Annotated in this window: 16 protein-coding genes; 9 read left to right on the top strand and 7 right to left on the bottom strand. The window is 43.7% G+C overall.

Going from position 1 to position 16,040, the window contains the following annotated elements; translation table 11 throughout:
- The first annotated feature begins 22 nt into the window (after nucleotides 1-22).
- From BLT53_RS16185 to BLT53_RS16160, 6 genes are read left to right on the top strand one after another with little or no spacing between them, the layout of a single operon-like run.
- Nucleotides 23-1,285 (top strand): AGE family epimerase/isomerase, encoded by a 1,263-nt coding sequence (locus BLT53_RS16185; RefSeq protein ID WP_090236255.1) that lies wholly within the window; start codon nucleotides 23-25, stop codon nucleotides 1,283-1,285.
- A gap of 6 nt (nucleotides 1,286-1,291) precedes the next feature.
- Complete coding sequence (locus BLT53_RS16180) at nucleotides 1,292-2,599, top strand: neutral/alkaline non-lysosomal ceramidase N-terminal domain-containing protein (RefSeq protein WP_090236254.1); 1,308 nt, start codon at nucleotides 1,292-1,294, stop codon at nucleotides 2,597-2,599.
- Entirely contained in the window at nucleotides 2,583-3,356 is a 774-nt protein-coding gene (locus BLT53_RS16175) for a glucosamine-6-phosphate deaminase (RefSeq protein WP_090236252.1), read from the top strand. The genes BLT53_RS16180 and BLT53_RS16175 overlap by 17 nt, the downstream gene beginning before the upstream one ends.
- Nucleotides 3,357-4,514 carry an N-acetylglucosamine-6-phosphate deacetylase gene (locus BLT53_RS16170; RefSeq protein ID WP_090236251.1) on the top strand — a complete coding sequence of 386 codons (1,158 nt, stop codon included), beginning with the start codon at nucleotides 3,357-3,359 and terminating at the stop codon, nucleotides 4,512-4,514.
- Entirely contained in the window at nucleotides 4,514-5,272 is a 759-nt protein-coding gene (locus BLT53_RS16165; protein ID WP_090236250.1) for a sugar isomerase domain-containing protein, read from the top strand. Before BLT53_RS16170 ends, BLT53_RS16165 begins: the two co-directional genes overlap by 1 nt.
- A gap of 30 nt (nucleotides 5,273-5,302) precedes the next feature.
- Nucleotides 5,303-6,415, top strand: a complete 1,113-nt coding sequence (locus BLT53_RS16160) for an ROK family transcriptional regulator (RefSeq protein WP_090236249.1) — start codon at nucleotides 5,303-5,305, stop codon at nucleotides 6,413-6,415.
- Nucleotides 6,416-6,598: 183 nt separating this feature from the next.
- On the opposite strand, the gene BLT53_RS16155 is transcribed toward BLT53_RS16160, so the two are convergent.
- The 6 genes from BLT53_RS16155 to BLT53_RS16130 all read right to left on the bottom strand — a co-directional run bounded on the left by BLT53_RS16155 (nucleotide 6,599) and on the right by BLT53_RS16130 (nucleotide 12,745).
- Nucleotides 6,599-7,594: a 2-hydroxyacid dehydrogenase gene (locus tag BLT53_RS16155; protein WP_090236247.1), complete on the bottom strand. Its 996-nt coding sequence runs from the start codon at nucleotides 7,592-7,594 to the stop codon at nucleotides 6,599-6,601.
- A 12-nt stretch (nucleotides 7,595-7,606) separates the two neighbouring features.
- Nucleotides 7,607-8,461 (bottom strand): class II fructose-bisphosphate aldolase, encoded by an 855-nt coding sequence (locus tag BLT53_RS16150; protein ID WP_090236245.1) that lies wholly within the window; start codon nucleotides 8,459-8,461, stop codon nucleotides 7,607-7,609.
- A 19-nt stretch (nucleotides 8,462-8,480) separates the two neighbouring features.
- Complete coding sequence (locus BLT53_RS16145) at nucleotides 8,481-9,239, bottom strand: SDR family NAD(P)-dependent oxidoreductase (RefSeq protein ID WP_090236242.1); 759 nt, start codon at nucleotides 9,237-9,239, stop codon at nucleotides 8,481-8,483.
- 20 nt (nucleotides 9,240-9,259) lie between these two features.
- Nucleotides 9,260-10,765 (bottom strand): FGGY-family carbohydrate kinase, encoded by a 1,506-nt coding sequence (locus BLT53_RS16140; RefSeq protein WP_090236241.1) that lies wholly within the window; start codon nucleotides 10,763-10,765, stop codon nucleotides 9,260-9,262.
- A gap of 14 nt (nucleotides 10,766-10,779) precedes the next feature.
- Nucleotides 10,780-12,042, bottom strand: a complete 1,263-nt coding sequence (locus BLT53_RS16135; protein WP_090236240.1) for a PTS galactitol transporter subunit IIC — start codon at nucleotides 12,040-12,042, stop codon at nucleotides 10,780-10,782.
- A gap of 139 nt (nucleotides 12,043-12,181) precedes the next feature.
- The gene (locus BLT53_RS16130; RefSeq protein WP_090236238.1) at nucleotides 12,182-12,745 is read right to left on the bottom strand and encodes a glycerol-3-phosphate responsive antiterminator; all 564 of its coding nucleotides are present in this window, start codon (nucleotides 12,743-12,745) and stop codon (nucleotides 12,182-12,184) included.
- A gap of 252 nt (nucleotides 12,746-12,997) precedes the next feature.
- Between BLT53_RS16130 and BLT53_RS16125 the strand changes: the two genes are divergently transcribed.
- The 3 genes from BLT53_RS16125 to BLT53_RS16110 are packed head-to-tail and all read left to right on the top strand — an operon-like array spanning nucleotide 12,998 to nucleotide 14,901.
- A complete protein-coding gene (locus BLT53_RS16125) occupies nucleotides 12,998-13,369 on the top strand; it encodes a hypothetical protein (protein WP_090236237.1) in 372 nt (123 codons plus the stop codon).
- A gap of 15 nt (nucleotides 13,370-13,384) precedes the next feature.
- A complete protein-coding gene (locus BLT53_RS25465; RefSeq protein WP_244520435.1) occupies nucleotides 13,385-14,527 on the top strand; it encodes a pre-toxin TG domain-containing protein in 1,143 nt (380 codons plus the stop codon).
- A gap of 17 nt (nucleotides 14,528-14,544) precedes the next feature.
- Nucleotides 14,545-14,901 (top strand): hypothetical protein, encoded by a 357-nt coding sequence (locus BLT53_RS16110; protein ID WP_090236235.1) that lies wholly within the window; start codon nucleotides 14,545-14,547, stop codon nucleotides 14,899-14,901.
- Between the two features lie 310 nt (nucleotides 14,902-15,211).
- Here the strand turns inward: BLT53_RS16110 and BLT53_RS16105 are convergent, their stop codons facing one another.
- Nucleotides 15,212-16,027 carry a MurR/RpiR family transcriptional regulator gene (locus BLT53_RS16105; protein WP_090236233.1) on the bottom strand — a complete coding sequence of 272 codons (816 nt, stop codon included), beginning with the start codon at nucleotides 16,025-16,027 and terminating at the stop codon, nucleotides 15,212-15,214.
- Between the last annotated feature and the right edge of the window lie 13 nt (nucleotides 16,028-16,040).

Genomic DNA, 16,040 nt, shown 5'->3' with positions numbered 1-16,040 from the left:
AGGGATAAAAAAGGAGAGAAACATGAATTTTAACGAGCTATTAAAGAATACCGAGCGACATGTCCAAACCTCCTTGCTGCCGTTTTGGGAAAAAGCGATGGACCATATTTACGGCGGAGTCTACACATGCTTTAACAACAAGGGGGATACCCTTCTTTCACGGGATAAGTATACCTGGTCACAAGGAAGATTCTTATGGATAGAGAGCCGGCTGTATCGGATGATGAAAAAAGGCCTGATGAATGGAAATCAGGAATTTTTCCTGCAGCATGCAGAAAAAACATACGAATTCCTGAGGGGAAATGCTTTTTTGGAGAATGGAAACTGTGCTTTTTTGCTAACGGAAGACGGAAAAAAGAAGGAAAGTATAGCAGGAGAGGGGTATGATACGAGTTTCTTTGCAGATTGTTTCGTCATACTCGGTCTTTCCGAATACAGCAGAGCCACACGTAACAAAGGAATACTAACGGAAGCTATAAACACGTTTAACCATCTCTTGAATCGGTTGGACATGGGAAAGGTGAGGAGTGAACCCTATCCTGTTCCCCAGGGGTTCTCTTCCCATTCGTTTCCGATGATCCTCTTAAATGTGGCTCAGGAGCTGGCAGAATCAGCAGAGCAGCTCGGAAGTCCAGATGCATCATCCCTTGAGCAGCGAGCGGCAGGGTTCATGATGGAAGTGACGGATACATTTCGGAGGAAGGACGGGACGATTCAAGAATTAAAGACAGATCAAGAACGATTACAGGATACACTTTTATACCGGCACCGAAACCCCGGACATGGGATTGAATGCATGTGGTTTGTGATGGTACTGGCCGAAAAAAGGAACGATAAAAAAACGATGGAAGACGCATGCACGTCCATATTAACGTTACTAGAGGAAGGCTGGGACCATGAATATGGAGGCCTTTACCGGTTTATTGATGCGGATGGAGGAAAGCCAAAAGGGCGGAGAACGGGTACAGAATACGAAAGGCTGATTGAAGAGACGTGGGATACGAAGCTTTGGTGGCCTCATTCCGAGGCGTTGTATGCCACACTTTATGCGTTTTGCTATACGAGGAACCCCGCGTTTGAGGACTGGTTTTATCGAATTCAGGAATATGTCTTTCAGACGTTTCCTAACAAGAATCAAGAAATAGGAGAGTGGATCCAGATCAGGGATCGCAAGGGTATTCCTATCAATAAGCAGGTCGCTCTGCCGGTGAAGGATCCTTATCATATTTTGCGTAATTTTTTATTAATGATCGAACTGCTCCAAAAGCAGCATGGCGGGGAGTGATCGAGGTTGCAGTTGTTTCTTGGAACATCAACAGTAGATATCACACCTGAGCATCCCATTGAACTTGCTGGATATGCCCATAGACAAACTCCCTTTGAGGAGGTGAAGTCGCGGTTAAACTTACGGACATTTTACTTTTCCTGGCATCAAGGAAAGGAAGAAACGAAGCATGGTGTGCTGTTAATTGGCGACTTAATCTGGTGGGGATCGGACTATGTATCGCTTCTCAAAAAAGAAATAAAAAAAGAGTGGGGGATTGAGTCGGATGCCATCATTTTACATGCGACCCATAATCATTCCGGGCCTCAAACCAGCAGTCATTTTACTGCTTACCTGGGCAAGGCGGATGAACACTACTTAAGGTTTCTGAAGCTGCAATTACGGGAAGCAATCGAATCAGCAAGAAATAATATAGAAGCCGTTACCATTAAAAGAGCAGCGACCAACTGTCACATTGGTATGAACAGAAGGCGGTCAGATCATGGGAAAATCGTGATGGCACCCAATCCGGACGGTGTGATAGACTCTGAGGTCATTCTATTACAGTTTCTAACAGTAACCGGAAACATGAAAGCATTGTTAACGCATTATACATGCCACCCCACCACGACAGGTGACAATGCGGTATCCTCTGAGTTTCCGGGCCATGCGATGACGGTTCTTGAGGAATCGTATAATCAGAGATTCGTAGCAGGATACCTACAGGGATGCTGTGGAGATATCCGGCCTGCTCTAATCAAAGATGGGCAATTTTACAGAGGCAAACAGGAGGACATCGAGCGATTGGGAATGAAGCTGGCAAAAAAAATTGACGAGGTTTTAACAAATGGTCAGTGGAGCGGGGTTGAAGTAGAAGAGTTTCAGGTTCATAGCTCTGAGATTCGTTTAGAATTTTATGACCAGCATGGTTTTGAAGAAACAATACAGCCTGTTGAAATGAAGAGTGAATGGAAAAGGGCTGTGCAGAAAAAGTTCTTTGGTCAAGGTAACACGGTCCCATTGCAAATGACATTGTGGAAGATTAGCTCGAGTCTATCCTTTCTTGCCTTTAATGCTGAAGTGGTGACTGAATATGGACTTCAACTTAAAGAGAAATATGAGGGAAAAATTATACCGCTTCCCTACAGCAATGGGATGATTGGCTATGTACCAACAGCCAACCAAATTTCCGAGGGTGGCTATGAAGCGATTGAGTCTTGTTATTACTTTGCATTGCCCTCTCCGTTTTCAAAAGAAATTGAAATGGAGATTTATCGAGGAATAGATGAACTCATACTGAAGGGAGAACAGTTATCTAATGGAATACAGCCCTGAAATTGTTAAACAGTTTGATCATTTGAAGGTAAAAGTATTTTTGGCCAGGGAAGCTATGGGGAAAGAGGCTGCGTCAGATGTTGCAGATAAAATAATAGAGCTTTTGTCTAAACAATCAGAAGTAAGAATGGTTTTCGCAGCTGCTCCTTCACAAAATGAACTGCTAGAAGCATTGGTCCAAAATCCTGCGATTGACTGGTCACGGGTGATCGCTTTTCATATGGATGAGTATGCTGGTCTGGCTGAAGATTCACCACAAAGCTTTGGTTACTTTTTAACAACTCATATTTTTTCAAAAGTTCCCTTTAAACGGACTTACGTAATCAATGGAACAAATCCATCTCATGAGGAATGCAGACGTTATGCTGAGCTAATCAATGAAAAGCCGATTGATATTGTGTGTTTGGGAATCGGGGAGAATGGTCATCTTGCTTTTAATGATCCGCCAGTTGCTGATTTTAAGGACCCTGAAACAATGAAAGAAGTAGAACTGGATGAAGCATGCAGACAGCAGCAAGTAAATGATGGCTGTTTCGCTGCCTTTGATGACGTGCCCAAAACAGCTTTGACGTTAACGATTCCTGCTTTGTTATCAGGACACTATCTGTTTTGTGTCGTTCCTGGCCCAACGAAAGCAACTGCTGTCCATCAGACGTTAAATGGAGAAATCTCTGAGCGTTGCCCGGCATCCATTTTACGAACTCATCCAAACTGCATCCTCTACGTGGACAGTGACTCATATGGTGGTGGTGAATAGGTGGGATTACAAGCAATTCACTATAAAACTGGTCACCCGATAGATTTAACAATTGAAGATGGAACATTTTCAGCAGTCAATCCTCACCCTGCAGAAGAATCTTTACCTTATATCGCGCCTGGCTTCATAGACCTCCAAGTCAATGGGTATAGAGGAGTGGACTTCAATACTCCACCACTGAATTTTGAGTCGATTAAACAGGTATGCCGTGCATTGGCGAGTCAGGGAGTAACCACTTTCTACCCAACGGTCATCACCAACAGCCCTGACCATATTCTTGCTTTATTACAAGCAATCCGTAAAGCAGCAGAACAAGATGATGTCATCAACCGTATGATGGCAGGAATTCACCTGGAGGGCCCTTATATATCTCCGAAAGATGGTCCAAGAGGGGCTCATAATCAACAGTATGTCAAAGGATCAGACTGGACGGAGTTCCTTGAGTGGCAGGAAGCATCAGGAGGAAGGATCTCCATTATAACTCTATCACCTGAATGGCCGAATTCCGTTGATTTTATAAAAAAATGCACGTCTCAAGGCATTGTTGTATCCATTGGGCATACCTCAGCAGAGCCTGAACAAATTCAAGAAGCGGTCAAAGCAGGGGCTCGGTTGTCCACTCATCTTGGAAACGGAGCGGATCTCTTCTTAAAGAGACATCCTAATTATCTCTGGGAGCAACTGGCCAGTGATCATTTATCGGCAAGTATGATTGCTGATGGCTTTCACTTGCCTGATTCTGTGCTAAAGGTTTTTATCAGGATGAAAGGAGAGAAAGCCATCCTCATTAGTGATTGCGTCTCATTAGCCGGGATGCCTTCTGGAAAATATGACCTGCATATCGGGGGAGCAGTAGAACTCCATCCATCCGGCAGGCTTTCCATGCGGGATCAACCTGAATTATTAGCGGGTTCCGCCCAGTCTCAACTTTGGGGCATAAATCATCTCTTGAAAAAGGAAATATGCGACCTCACGAAAGCCATCGATATGGCATCCGTTTATCCCGCTGCATTGCTAGAGCTCCCTCAACAAATGGGTATTGCTGCAGGAGCTCCAGCGGATTTTATCCTTTTTCACCGGACTCCAGCGGGAATTGAGGTTGTAGAAACTTACAAACGAGGGATAAAGATGTACAAGAATAGGGAGGCATATGTATAATGAGCAGTCTGTTAAGCACTCAGTATTTGGATCAAGTAACGAACCATCTGAAGAAGCTTCATGATGAGGAAAGTGAATCCATTCTAGAGGCTGCCCGGATGGTCGCAGACCAAATTAAAGACGATCGACTGGTCTATGCCTATGGTCCAGGAGGGCATTCCAATCTGGGGTCACAAGAGCTTTTTTTTCGTGCCGGCGGCCTGATGCATGTGAGTGCCATTTTGGATGAAGGGACCTTGTTAAGCAGCGGGGCATTGCGTTCCATGGCGATAGAGAGGACTCCGGGATACAGCAGTATCGTATTGGATGATTATGAGCTTCAGCAAGGAGACCTGCTGATTATCATCAATGCTTATGGTATTAATTCAGCAACGATTGATGCGGCATTGGAAGCGAAGAAACGGGGCATACGGACAATTGGAGTCACCTCGAGAAAGCATGCGGACGAAACTCCGGAAGATCACCCGGCAAGGCATCCATCAAAAAAGAATTTGTATGAGTTAGTAGATGTCGTTCTCGACAGTAAAGTGCCAGTAGGAGATGCTATACTAGAGGTAGGGAACGTTGAACAGAAAGTGGCAGCCATTTCAACCTTCGCTAATGCGTTTCTGCTCAATGCCATGGCCGCAGAAGCAATCGGTATGCTGGCGAAGGACGGTGTATCTCCCCCTATATGGAAGAGTGGCAATGCCTCGGGCGGAGATGAGTGGAATGGACAATTCATTGAGCGGTTCAAAGGGAAAATCAAAAAATTATAGCATTTGGATTAAATATATAGGAGTCTGAGAATGAAAAGCAAAGGTACCGCGGTCTTACGGGAACAAAATCAAAAGAAAATTCTCGATTACATTCGGGCGCATCAGCCTTGTTCGCGGCTGGAAATTGCTCAAGGCCTTGGCTTGAGCAAGAATACAATTTCGTTAATTGTCGAGCAGCTTTTAAAAGATGGCATTGTGGCGGAATCGGGAATTAAAGAGCTTCATGGAGCAGGAAGGCCAAGAATCATGCTGACCTTGGTACCGGATGCTTTTCAGTCGATTGGACTTCTTGTTCAACAAGATAAACTGGAATACGTCGTACTGGACTTTCGTTTAAATGAAATAGAAGAAGGAGAATTACGGGTTAGTTCTGACCAGGATGTGTTGCAAGAGCTTATACGGCTTGCTGAACGGCTCTCGAAGCGTTTTCCGAACTCAAAAGGGATTGGCATAGGAATACCGGGCCTTGTTGACCCGGAAACAGGATATGTGTACCAATCCTCTAAACTGGATTGGAAGAACATCCCCTTGAAACAGGAGGTAGAACGTATAGTCAGCCAGCCTGTTGCCGTGTTTAACAGTGTAAAAATAGCAGCTGAAGGGATGTTGAAAGAGGAGAGTCCGCTTTCCAGCTATTTTTATATTCGAATCAGCGAAGGTGTGGGTGGCGCCTATATTATCAATGATCATATTGTGAATGGGAATAGCTGGACTGCCGGTGAAATTGGACATATTTCGGTAGACCCGGAAGGACCGCTTTGTAAATGTGGACAACGCGGGTGCTTGGAGCAAATGATAGGTTTAAATGCTCTTAAGGAGTATGCGAATCAAGAGATTGGAAATCAAGTGCATACGAACGATTGGATGAAAATGATTCAAAATGATAGTAGGCTGAATAAGGAAATCACAAGATACGGCCTATTATTGGGACGCGCACTGGTTCAAGTCATTCACTTGATCAATCCTCAAAAGATTATTATTGATTCTCCGTATAACATGTTCGATCCATTCAGAACCAACACGCTGGAATTTTCTCAAAAACATACCCTTCCATATGCCTTCGAGAAAACAGAAGTTACCTTTACCAGCGAAAGGTTTTCTCCTGCAAAAGGAGCAGCAATTTCTATTCTATTGAATGATTAACTCAATGGAAACAGATTACTAAAAAGACGATCCTCTATGGACCGTCTTTTTTGATTGAGGTAATCCCAGAGACAGTATGTCTTTAAAGTGTGCCAAGCGAATTTTGGAGGATATTCGACTTTGCTAAAGCCTTCTGTTGTTCATAAGCGCTCTTGGATTACACCTGAGTATTGAGGAAGTATTTTATCTTAATTTATTCAGGATTTCCTTTGCCAACTGCTTAGGACTATTCCTGAAAGCATCAATGGTACTGCCGGCAATGTGAGTCGTAATCGTTACATTATCCAGCTTTACTAGCTCATCATTTGCATCCAACGGTTCATGATCAAAGACATCCAGGGCAGCTCCCATGATTTTCTTTTCCTTAAGACGTTGAACTAATGCTTTTTCATCGATGAGGCCGGAGCGAGCAGTGTTAATAAGTACGGCGGAAGGTTTCATTTGATCCAGTTCCTCCTGGCCGATAAAGTGCTGGGTGTCCTTGCTCAGTCGCAGATGGAGGGAAACGATATCTGATTCCCTTAGCAAAGTATCAAGATCCACTTTCTTATAGGGAGCAGGTATGTCATTCGTGTACTCGTCAAAAACGATAATATTGCATTCTAAAGCATGTAAGTACGTGGCTAACCGAATTCCAATATTGCCCAAGCCAATAATTCCTACTGTCTTGCCTGCAAGTTCAGGTATGGCATCACTGTTTGGAAAATCCTTTATCCAGTTTCCTTGTTTTAATGCGGCATGGGAGCGGGCAATGTTTCTTACTTCAGAAAGAATCATTCCTAAAGTAAATTCGGCCACAGCTCTGGCGTTTCGTCCTGGCGTATTAAGAACTTCGATATTTTGTTGAGCGGCGGCTTCCTGGTCGATATTTTCTGTACCGCCCCTTAAAACACCAACAAGTTGTAATTTTTTTGCTCGTTGAAGAACCGTTTTCGTTACGGGTGCAAAATGAACAATGAGCATATCAAAGTCTTCAATTCCCTCATATAACGCTTCTGGCACTGAAACCGCTTCAGGCCCTTTGGTTTCCACCTCGATATTATCCTTTTGCAGCATTTCTAAAGAGGTATGGTTCCATTCTCTTACTTCAATTTCAATACCTTTTGATTTTAGACTGGATAAACCGTTTTCCATCACATCTGAAGGAATAAATAAATCGGATATGGCTAACAACTTCAAGAAAATCATCTCCTATGCGCGATTATTGGACCCCAGTAAGTGGATTTTTTGTGCGACGACTTCTGCAAGCGAATGTTTGATCGGTGACAGCATATCTTCTGGCAAAGGATCAATTCTCTTTAAACTCTTCGCTGCTTCTTTCAGCCCGTTGGCCATGGCGATTCTGCAGTCTGCATACAGGTTCACCTTCGTAATTCCGTTTGCTATCACCTCTTTGATTTGATGTTCGGGAGTGCCGGATCCTCCATGCAGGACAAGAGGGGCTTTACTGACTCTATTAATCTCTTTCGTGCGTTCGATATTTAAGTTTGGTTCCGCATGATAAACGCCATGAGCCGTCCCGATGGACACAGCAAGGGCATCACAATTTGTACGTTCAATAAACTCGGCTACCTGTTCAGGTTCCGTCAGAAGGGAGTCTGTCCCATAATTGCCGCCAAGTTCATTTCCTCCCACATGCCCCAATTCAGCTTCCACACTAATCTTGTATGGATGGGCATAATCTGCGACCTCTTTTGTCAATTTGATGTTTTCCTCAAAAGGCAAGCTTGATCCATCAATCATCACGGAAGTAAATCCGTGTTCGATTGCTTCTTTAACCAAGGGGAAATCCATGGCATGGTCCAAATGAAGGACAACTGGAATGCTGTATTGAGAAGCAACGGTTTTAATATATTCCGCAAGAAACGCAAACCCCTTTGGCTCACGCAGGTTATGCTCCAGGCACATAAGAATGACAGGTGATTGTTCCTTCTCCGCCGTGTCCAGGATGGTTCGCACCATGATATCGCCAATGCAGTCAAACGCAGGTACCGCATATTGTTTTTGCCGAGCATCCTGTAATACTTCTTGTAACGTAACTAGCATATCGTTTCTCTCCTTTTTCTTATCTCATCAGCATGCCGCCGGTGGCATCCAGGGTGGCTCCGGTGATGTAGTTTGCTCTTTCCGATACCAGAAATGCTGCGATATCCGCAATTTCATTGGGCTGTGCCACCCTGCCAAGTGGAATACGGTTTACATAGTAGTCTTTGTTCTTCTGCAGGGCATCACCGATCATGTCGGTTTCCACAATTCCCAAAGCCAGTGCGTTTACATTGATACCTTGCCCCGCCACCTCTCTTGCCAGGGAAACCGTAAAGGAAACAACACCGGCTTTACTTGCAGCATAGTGGGAGTGACCCGTGGTAGAGCCGTGAAAAGCAGCCTGGGAGGTAATGTTTAATATTTTTCCTTTTCTCTTTTCTTCGGATAACATTTGAACGAACGTTTGACAGGTAAGAAAGACAGAGGTCAGGTTCACTTGCATGGTATGGTTCCATTCATCCAAGGAAATGTCCTTTACCCAGTTTTTGGGCCAGATACCTGCATTGTTGACTAAAATATCTACTGTGCCAAAGGCTTCTTTAGCGGTCTCAATTAGCTTTCGGCAATCATCGGGGTTATCTAAGTTGGCTTGAACTGCAATGGCGCCGCCCCCGGATTGTTTGATCTGATTGACCGTTTCATCTGCTGCCGATTGACTGTTGTTGTAATTAACGACAACATTGGCACCTTCTTGGGCAAGCGCCAGGGTGATTGCGCGTCCTACACCTCTTGAGCCCCCCGTTACAATAGCTGTCTTTCCGATTAAATTAAGGTTCATTACGACCATCAACTCCTTGGTTATTGCCAAATAGGCTCCAGTGCATCAAGTACTTTATTAAAATACCTATATTTTTCCTCATATACAGCCTGGCACTGTTGATCAGGGGTATATGTTTTTCCCACTTTTATCATTTCTTGAGCGGCCTCGGTAAAGGAGGGGTACTGTCCGGTTGCAACGGCGGCACAGATGGCAGCACCTAATGTTCCTTGTTCGGTTCCTTCAACGACTTCAATGGGTGTTTGAAGGATATCGGCAAACATCTGCATCCAAACCTCCGACCGAGTCGCTCCTCCCGCAATTCGAATGATTTCGGGCTTTTTTCGGTATTTCAATAATTTATCAACATGAATTTTATGGCCAAACACGACTCCCTCATAGAGGGCTCTTAACATATGAGCCTTTGTATGCCAGCCGTTAAATCCAAAGAAGCATGCCTTTGCGTTAGGGTGGACATTCGACCCAAACAAAAAGGGGAAGAACAGGATATTGGATTCAGTGGGTTGTGTTTTTTCAACCATTTCATTACACAGCTCATAAACGGAGATCTTTCGTTTCTTTGCTTCTTCGTATTCGTGATTGAAATATTCTTTGACAAACCACTCCAGGTTGCTGGCAGAAGTGGGGCTCCCTTCAAGGGTCAGCCAGTACCCGGGAATACAGTAGATCGATGTCATGAACAGTTCTTTATCAACGACTGGTTCTTTCGTTATATATTCGTTAATACTCCATGTTCCTGCAACGATACACAGTTTCTCTTCATCGGTGATTCCTGTTGCGATAGCAGAGGCATCAATATCAAATAATCCTCCAGCTACTGGAGTCCCTGCTTTCAGCCCGGTGAGCTGTGCTGCCTCCTCTGTTACATATCCACAGATTTCCCCGGAGTATTTTACAGGGGGCAGTTTGGTAAAGACTTCTTCAATCCCCAATGTACGAAGGATCTCCTCATCGTACTTCCGTTCCCTGATGTTAAAGAGGCTGGATCCGGAGATATCTGTGATTTCTGCATGGGGCTTACCTGTAAGCTTATAGCGAATGTAATCCTTGCACATGAATATCCAACGAGTCTGGGAAAGGACTTCGGGTTGATGTTTCTTAAACCAGGCTAATAAGGCTGCCGGTTGACCCGCCCAGAGGGATTGCATTGTCTTTGGAAGTACTTTATTTGCTGTGCCATCGTCATTCCATTCACTAATAATGTCTTTTGCCCTTGAATCAGTCGATATAATTCCATTTGTTACAGGCTCTCCATTCTCATCCACTAAATAGATTCCGTTTCCATGTCCGGTAGTAGCGATTCCAACAATATAGTCAGGGTCAATTCCCGATTGCTGTAATACTTCTTGAATGACCTGAACATTGGCATCCCACAGCTCATGCATATTTCTTTCGGTGTGGCCGGGTGCAGGCATAAACATTTCTGTGGTACGGCTGGCTACTGCCAGTTCTTTACCGTCTAACGTAAATAGTCCTGCTTTGGTAACCGTTCCGCCATTATCAATTCCTAATATAAACTTTGGCATAACCGTCAGCTCCTTTAAGAAAATAGCTTAGATAACTCGATGAAAATCCAGCCTAATGGAGTGGTCGCACCTCCAACCAGATTGGCTAACTCTGTCGTTGATGATACATTGGCCGGCAGTTTTACATTAACCATTTCCGCAGCTTCCGTGTAATAAGGAGCGATTGAAGTACCCGCATACAAGACTAGCGTGACAATCACAAGTCCGGTAATAAATAACCGAATCAAATTTTTCTTTAAATATGGAGCTGCCATTGGAATAAGGAAAACCAGCGAGGCCAAATCGACAAAAGGAAGGACCTTGTTTCCAGGCAGCAAAATGGCCAGCAGTAGGGCACCCGGAATCAACAGCAACCCTGTAGCAAGAACCGCGGGGTTTCCAACCAGCAGCGCAGTATCAAGGCCAATGTAGAACTCACGGTCAGGAAATCGCTTTTTTAGTAACGCTTCGGCCGCTTCCCGGATAATGTCTAATCCTTGCACCAGGATATTAATCATGGAAGGCAACAGCACCATGACGGCAGCAACCTTTATACCAAGTGTAAGAATATCAGCCACATTAAAGCCGGCTAGTATGCCTAATAGAACACCCAAAATCGAACCTAATGTCAGCGGTTCACCCATAATCCCATATTTCTTTGTAATCTCATCTGGTGAAGCTTTGACATTCCTTAGACCCGGGATCCTTTCGATCAGCCAATTCATCCCCATCCCAATCGGAACAAAGATTGCGGAGGTAGCGTGAGCGAAGGAAATACCCTTCAGGTCAAACTCCTCTTGAATTCGTTTGGCTGTTAAGTCCGCAATGATAATGGCGATGAGAAAATGCAGCAATGAAACGATGACTGAGATGGTAATGCTTTTTGTAATGGCATAAACCACACCACCTGTCAGCATAAATTGCCAGTAATTAAAAATGTCAATATTTACTGTTTTTGTTAACTTTAATAGTAACAGAACGAGATTCAAAATAATTGCTCCAAATACAACAAATGGAACAATAGGAGTACCCCAGCCTATCGTTGCACCTACAGGCCATCCTGGATCTACAACGGTTAATTTTAATCCAAAGCGGTCAACCATTGCTTGTGCTGCTGGTCCCAAGGAGTCCAGAAGCAAACCGATTACCAGGTTGATCCCGACAAAACCAATGCCAATCAACATAGCGGCTTTAAACCCCTGACCGATTTTAATTCGGAAGACCAAGGCCAAGATAAAAAAGATAATCGGCATCATAACGGCAGGTCCTAATTGAATGATGGAATTGATGATTCCCATTTACATCTCCCCCTTATTAGTTTTACAAGCCAATCAAAGTTTCTGTGCCTCACCTCCTTAAAAAATAAAAAACCCTACAGAACACTAGCTTTTGCTAGTGCCCTGCAGGGTTTTATCGATGTCACATCACCCATCTAAACTATTTTGTTTTCCATAGCTCGGAACTGCTGGTAGTAATGCCATGAAAGCCGGCATTGAAGAGCTCTTTAACGTCTTCCTTTGCGGATATAAAACCTCCAGCCAAAACAGGAGCTTTTTTGTACGTTTTGATCTGCTCGATAAAATTTTTCGCAAAGGGACCAGGCAATACTTCAATGGCATCCAATTGGCTGCCGTTTGTACTTTTTAAGCCGGTTTCCAAAGATCGGGAATCGAGCAAAAAAAGACGATGAATGCTGAACAAACCTAAATCTTTTGCCTGGTTAATAATTTTAACATTGGGGGAGATAATGCCATCTACTTTAAACAGATCACGAAGCATCTTCAGTCCGATGGGATCCTTATTTAAGCCCCCGACCAGATCCAGGTGCACAATGACTTTTTTATTCGATTCATGGCATTTTCTCGTTAAGCTCTGTAAATTCCCAATGTGAGTCTCAGAAAGGAGAATAATGGGAGATACACTTTTAAGTGCCATGCTTAGTTGTTTAAGATCTCTGACAGATGGTATGACTGTGTTTTCTAGTATAAAGCTATTACTCATGAAGACTCACCTATTTATTAAAGCGTTTACATAGATAATAATAATAACTTGTCGAAATTGTCAATTACTTTATGAATATTAGATGATCGATCATGTGATGAAATGATTGTAAAAAAGTTTTTAGCTAATAAATAAAAGTTGGTAAAAAGGATAGAGTTAAAGGATTAACAAAATAAGGTAAAATAGGATGGTGACTATCTTTTATAGGGATTTGTACGGTAAAGATCTAAGGGCGAAAGGAGGATGGCCGGTATGCTCGGGTTTATGGATGGGGTTCGTGTACAAAGGCAGATCGAATCGATTAATCGGGATATACAGCAAATTAAAGAGGTTCAGCTAGGCCTTCTTACCTTGCAAAAAGAGACAAATACGCTATCTCAGAATATTGCTCGTGATGTGACTCAGGAAACTAGGGAAGACATCTGGAAGGGAAAGAAGCAGCAGGAATACAAGGACATGTATGAGTCGCTGGATAAGACCCTATCAATGTTTAAAGGGGACATTGGACAGCAAGTCTATTACATGGAGTACTGGATCTATTATTTGGAGGGCGAACGATCCAGGTTAATGGTGTCCCTTCACGAAATGAAAGAAGCACTGAAGAAGCAGGAATCAACGAAATAAGGCAGGAGGGACTTCATGGAAATCAAAATCGAACCGAATCGGCTGGCAAGCCTGTCCAAACGAATGCTGGAGCATCAAAACCGGGCGAAGAACCTTCAGCACAGCCTGGAAAGAGAGACTGAAAAAGCCAGTTCCATCCTCTCTCGTTCTGAATTCCCGCCTCCGTTTTCGGGACAGATTTCCGCCGTAAATGGTAGTATAAAAGAAACGAGCCAAACGATCGTACACACTCTCGAATACCAGGCCGCCTGGCTCTCCTATTTTGCCCATAAGGCCTCTGGAGCCGATAACGTACCGCTCTCGCTCACCCAGGCCACAGCCATCCTTGCCAAGTACGACGACCGGTTCAAGGATCCAGGCAAGACAGATGGCATTGATGCAGGCAAGCTCGCAAAAGATGCTGCAGGAGAACTAAGCGGAATATATGACGCCCAGCGCGCCGCCACCGGCATTGACCCAGCCACCGGAGAAAAAATCTCTGGATGGGGAAGAGTTTTGGCCGGAGGAATGTTTGTCTTTGGGCTTACCCCAATTGGGAAGGGCGTTAAGGCATTCAAGGTTGTGAGAACGGCTGATAAAGTGATTGGTGTGACGAAGGAAGGGCAGGCAGCGAGGAGAGTTGTTGGGTCGGCGGATGTAATTGGTCTAGGTAATAAAAAAGTAGCTGTAGGTGAAAAAATTATTGCCCAAAGGGCTCAGAAATCAGGGCTTGATATAACACCTAAGATTACCCCTTATAAATCTTTAAGTAGAGCTCAGCAGAAAAAAATAATGGAAAAGATTGAAAATCGAACAGTAACAAAAGAAGAATATAAAAGATATCAGTGGGATAAAAGATTTTCCAAAAGAAGGGCTGCAGGAGTTAATCAATTTTGGAAGCAAGAAAAGAAAAGAATTATAGATGGAGAACCTCCAACAAGGAATTGGACTAATGAACAAAAACAAGAGATATTAATTGGAAAAAAACCTAAGCATAATGGGCAACCGGTAATTGGGCACCATACTTACAATGCTATGAATTATCCACATATATCTAATAAAGGAGAATTAATTTATCCTGTAACCGGTAAGGAACATCTAAAGGGATGGCATGGTGGGAGCTATAGTAAAAATGCACCGGGTAAGCCAGTAAATCCAAATTATTTAGAAGAATTTTAACGGAAGGAGAATGATAGATGAGTACAATGGCAATTAAAATACTTCCAGATGGTCCGGTTAGTAAATATATAGTACCCATAAGAAAGTCCACAGGTTTAGGAATTACCGATATAAAAAATAAAATTGAAAATAAAGATCTGCTTGCTGAAACGGATGCCGACGATATTGATGAAATGGAAAATTTAAAAGACTTAGTCGATGATCTTATTAAATTAGGCGCGAATGTAAAAATATTTGATAGTGATGAATTTGGCCAAGGGACTTTTAATTACCAAGAAATTTCTTACGAAGAGTTTAAAAATAATATTGGTCGATTGAAAGAAATTTTGGAAGAATTACAGGATTATGACGATGCAGTATCTGATGAAGATTAATTAGCTACCGATACAACAAAAATGATTTAAAAAGAAATTCTGTTCTTTAAGTGTAACCTAAACCTTGAAAAGCTGAAAAAGCTCCCAAGGTTTCTTTATTATAAATCAGAATGAGGAAATAAAATGAATGAAAAAGAATTAATGGATTTTATGCGATAATACATGGAATCAAATGATTTTACTGGTGGAGGGGATAGAAGCCAAATCACTGAATGCTGAACTTTCTAGCAAGTTGTAGAGATAATAGGTTAGCAAATAGTTTAATAAGCCGAGTCAGTAGTGTGCTGGCTCGGCTTTTTTGCATTATCTATTAATTTTTCTTCACCGACGAAATTCCCGTCGACGTAATTGCTTCTACCGTTTCCAGGTACTTGGCTTCCCGCTCCGGTTCTGAGAGGAAGTGCAGGCTGATTCGGTCGATGAGGTAAAGCATGCTCATGTCGAGGCCGGTCAGAAGGAAGTTATTCCGTGCTGGATGGATCGTCCAAAGAATCGCATCCGACAGCTCCGTGAGCGGGGTGTTGCCAAAGGCCGTCAGTGCAATCAGCCTGGCGCCTTTTTCTTTTCCTTTGTTTACGGATTGAAGAAGATCTACCGTCTGGCCAGATCGTGAAAAGGCGATGATTACGTCTCCCGGCTGCTGCAGGGTGCTTTTGATGACCATTAAGTGCGGGTCGGTTACGGCTTCCGAAACAAAACCCATCCGGCTGAGCCGGTAGTTCAGCTCCTGTGCGGCAAGACCCGAGCTGCCCAGGCCGTAGATGAACAGCCGCTTGGCTTCCCGAAGCAGGGTCATAACCTGGTCAAACGCCTGGTTGTCTGATAGGGAACGGACATCGGCCAGCATCTCCCGGTAGGAGGAGAGCAGGGTCTGTTCGATCCCTTCCTCATCTGATTTTTCAGAGCCTGATGCAAGCTTCACTTTCATCTCCACAAAACTTGCGCAGGAGGCTTTTTTTGCGAACCGGGTGATGGTGCTCACCGATACGCCGGTTTTCTCGGCCATTTCCTGGATCGAGCTGTGTGATGCACCATCCGGATCGGACAGTATATAGTCGGCAATATTTTTCTCCTTTAGGGAAAGGGAAGAATAAATACTTTGAATTTCCTTAAGCAGGGAAGCCATCGTCTACATCCTT

It is taken from the genome of Fictibacillus solisalsi (assembly GCF_900103485.1).
Taxonomy (GTDB): domain Bacteria; phylum Bacillota; class Bacilli; order Bacillales; family Fictibacillaceae; genus Fictibacillus_C; species Fictibacillus_C solisalsi.
The sequence above is the reverse complement of the archived record's forward strand: the minus strand, read 5'-3'. Positions and strand labels throughout refer to the sequence as shown.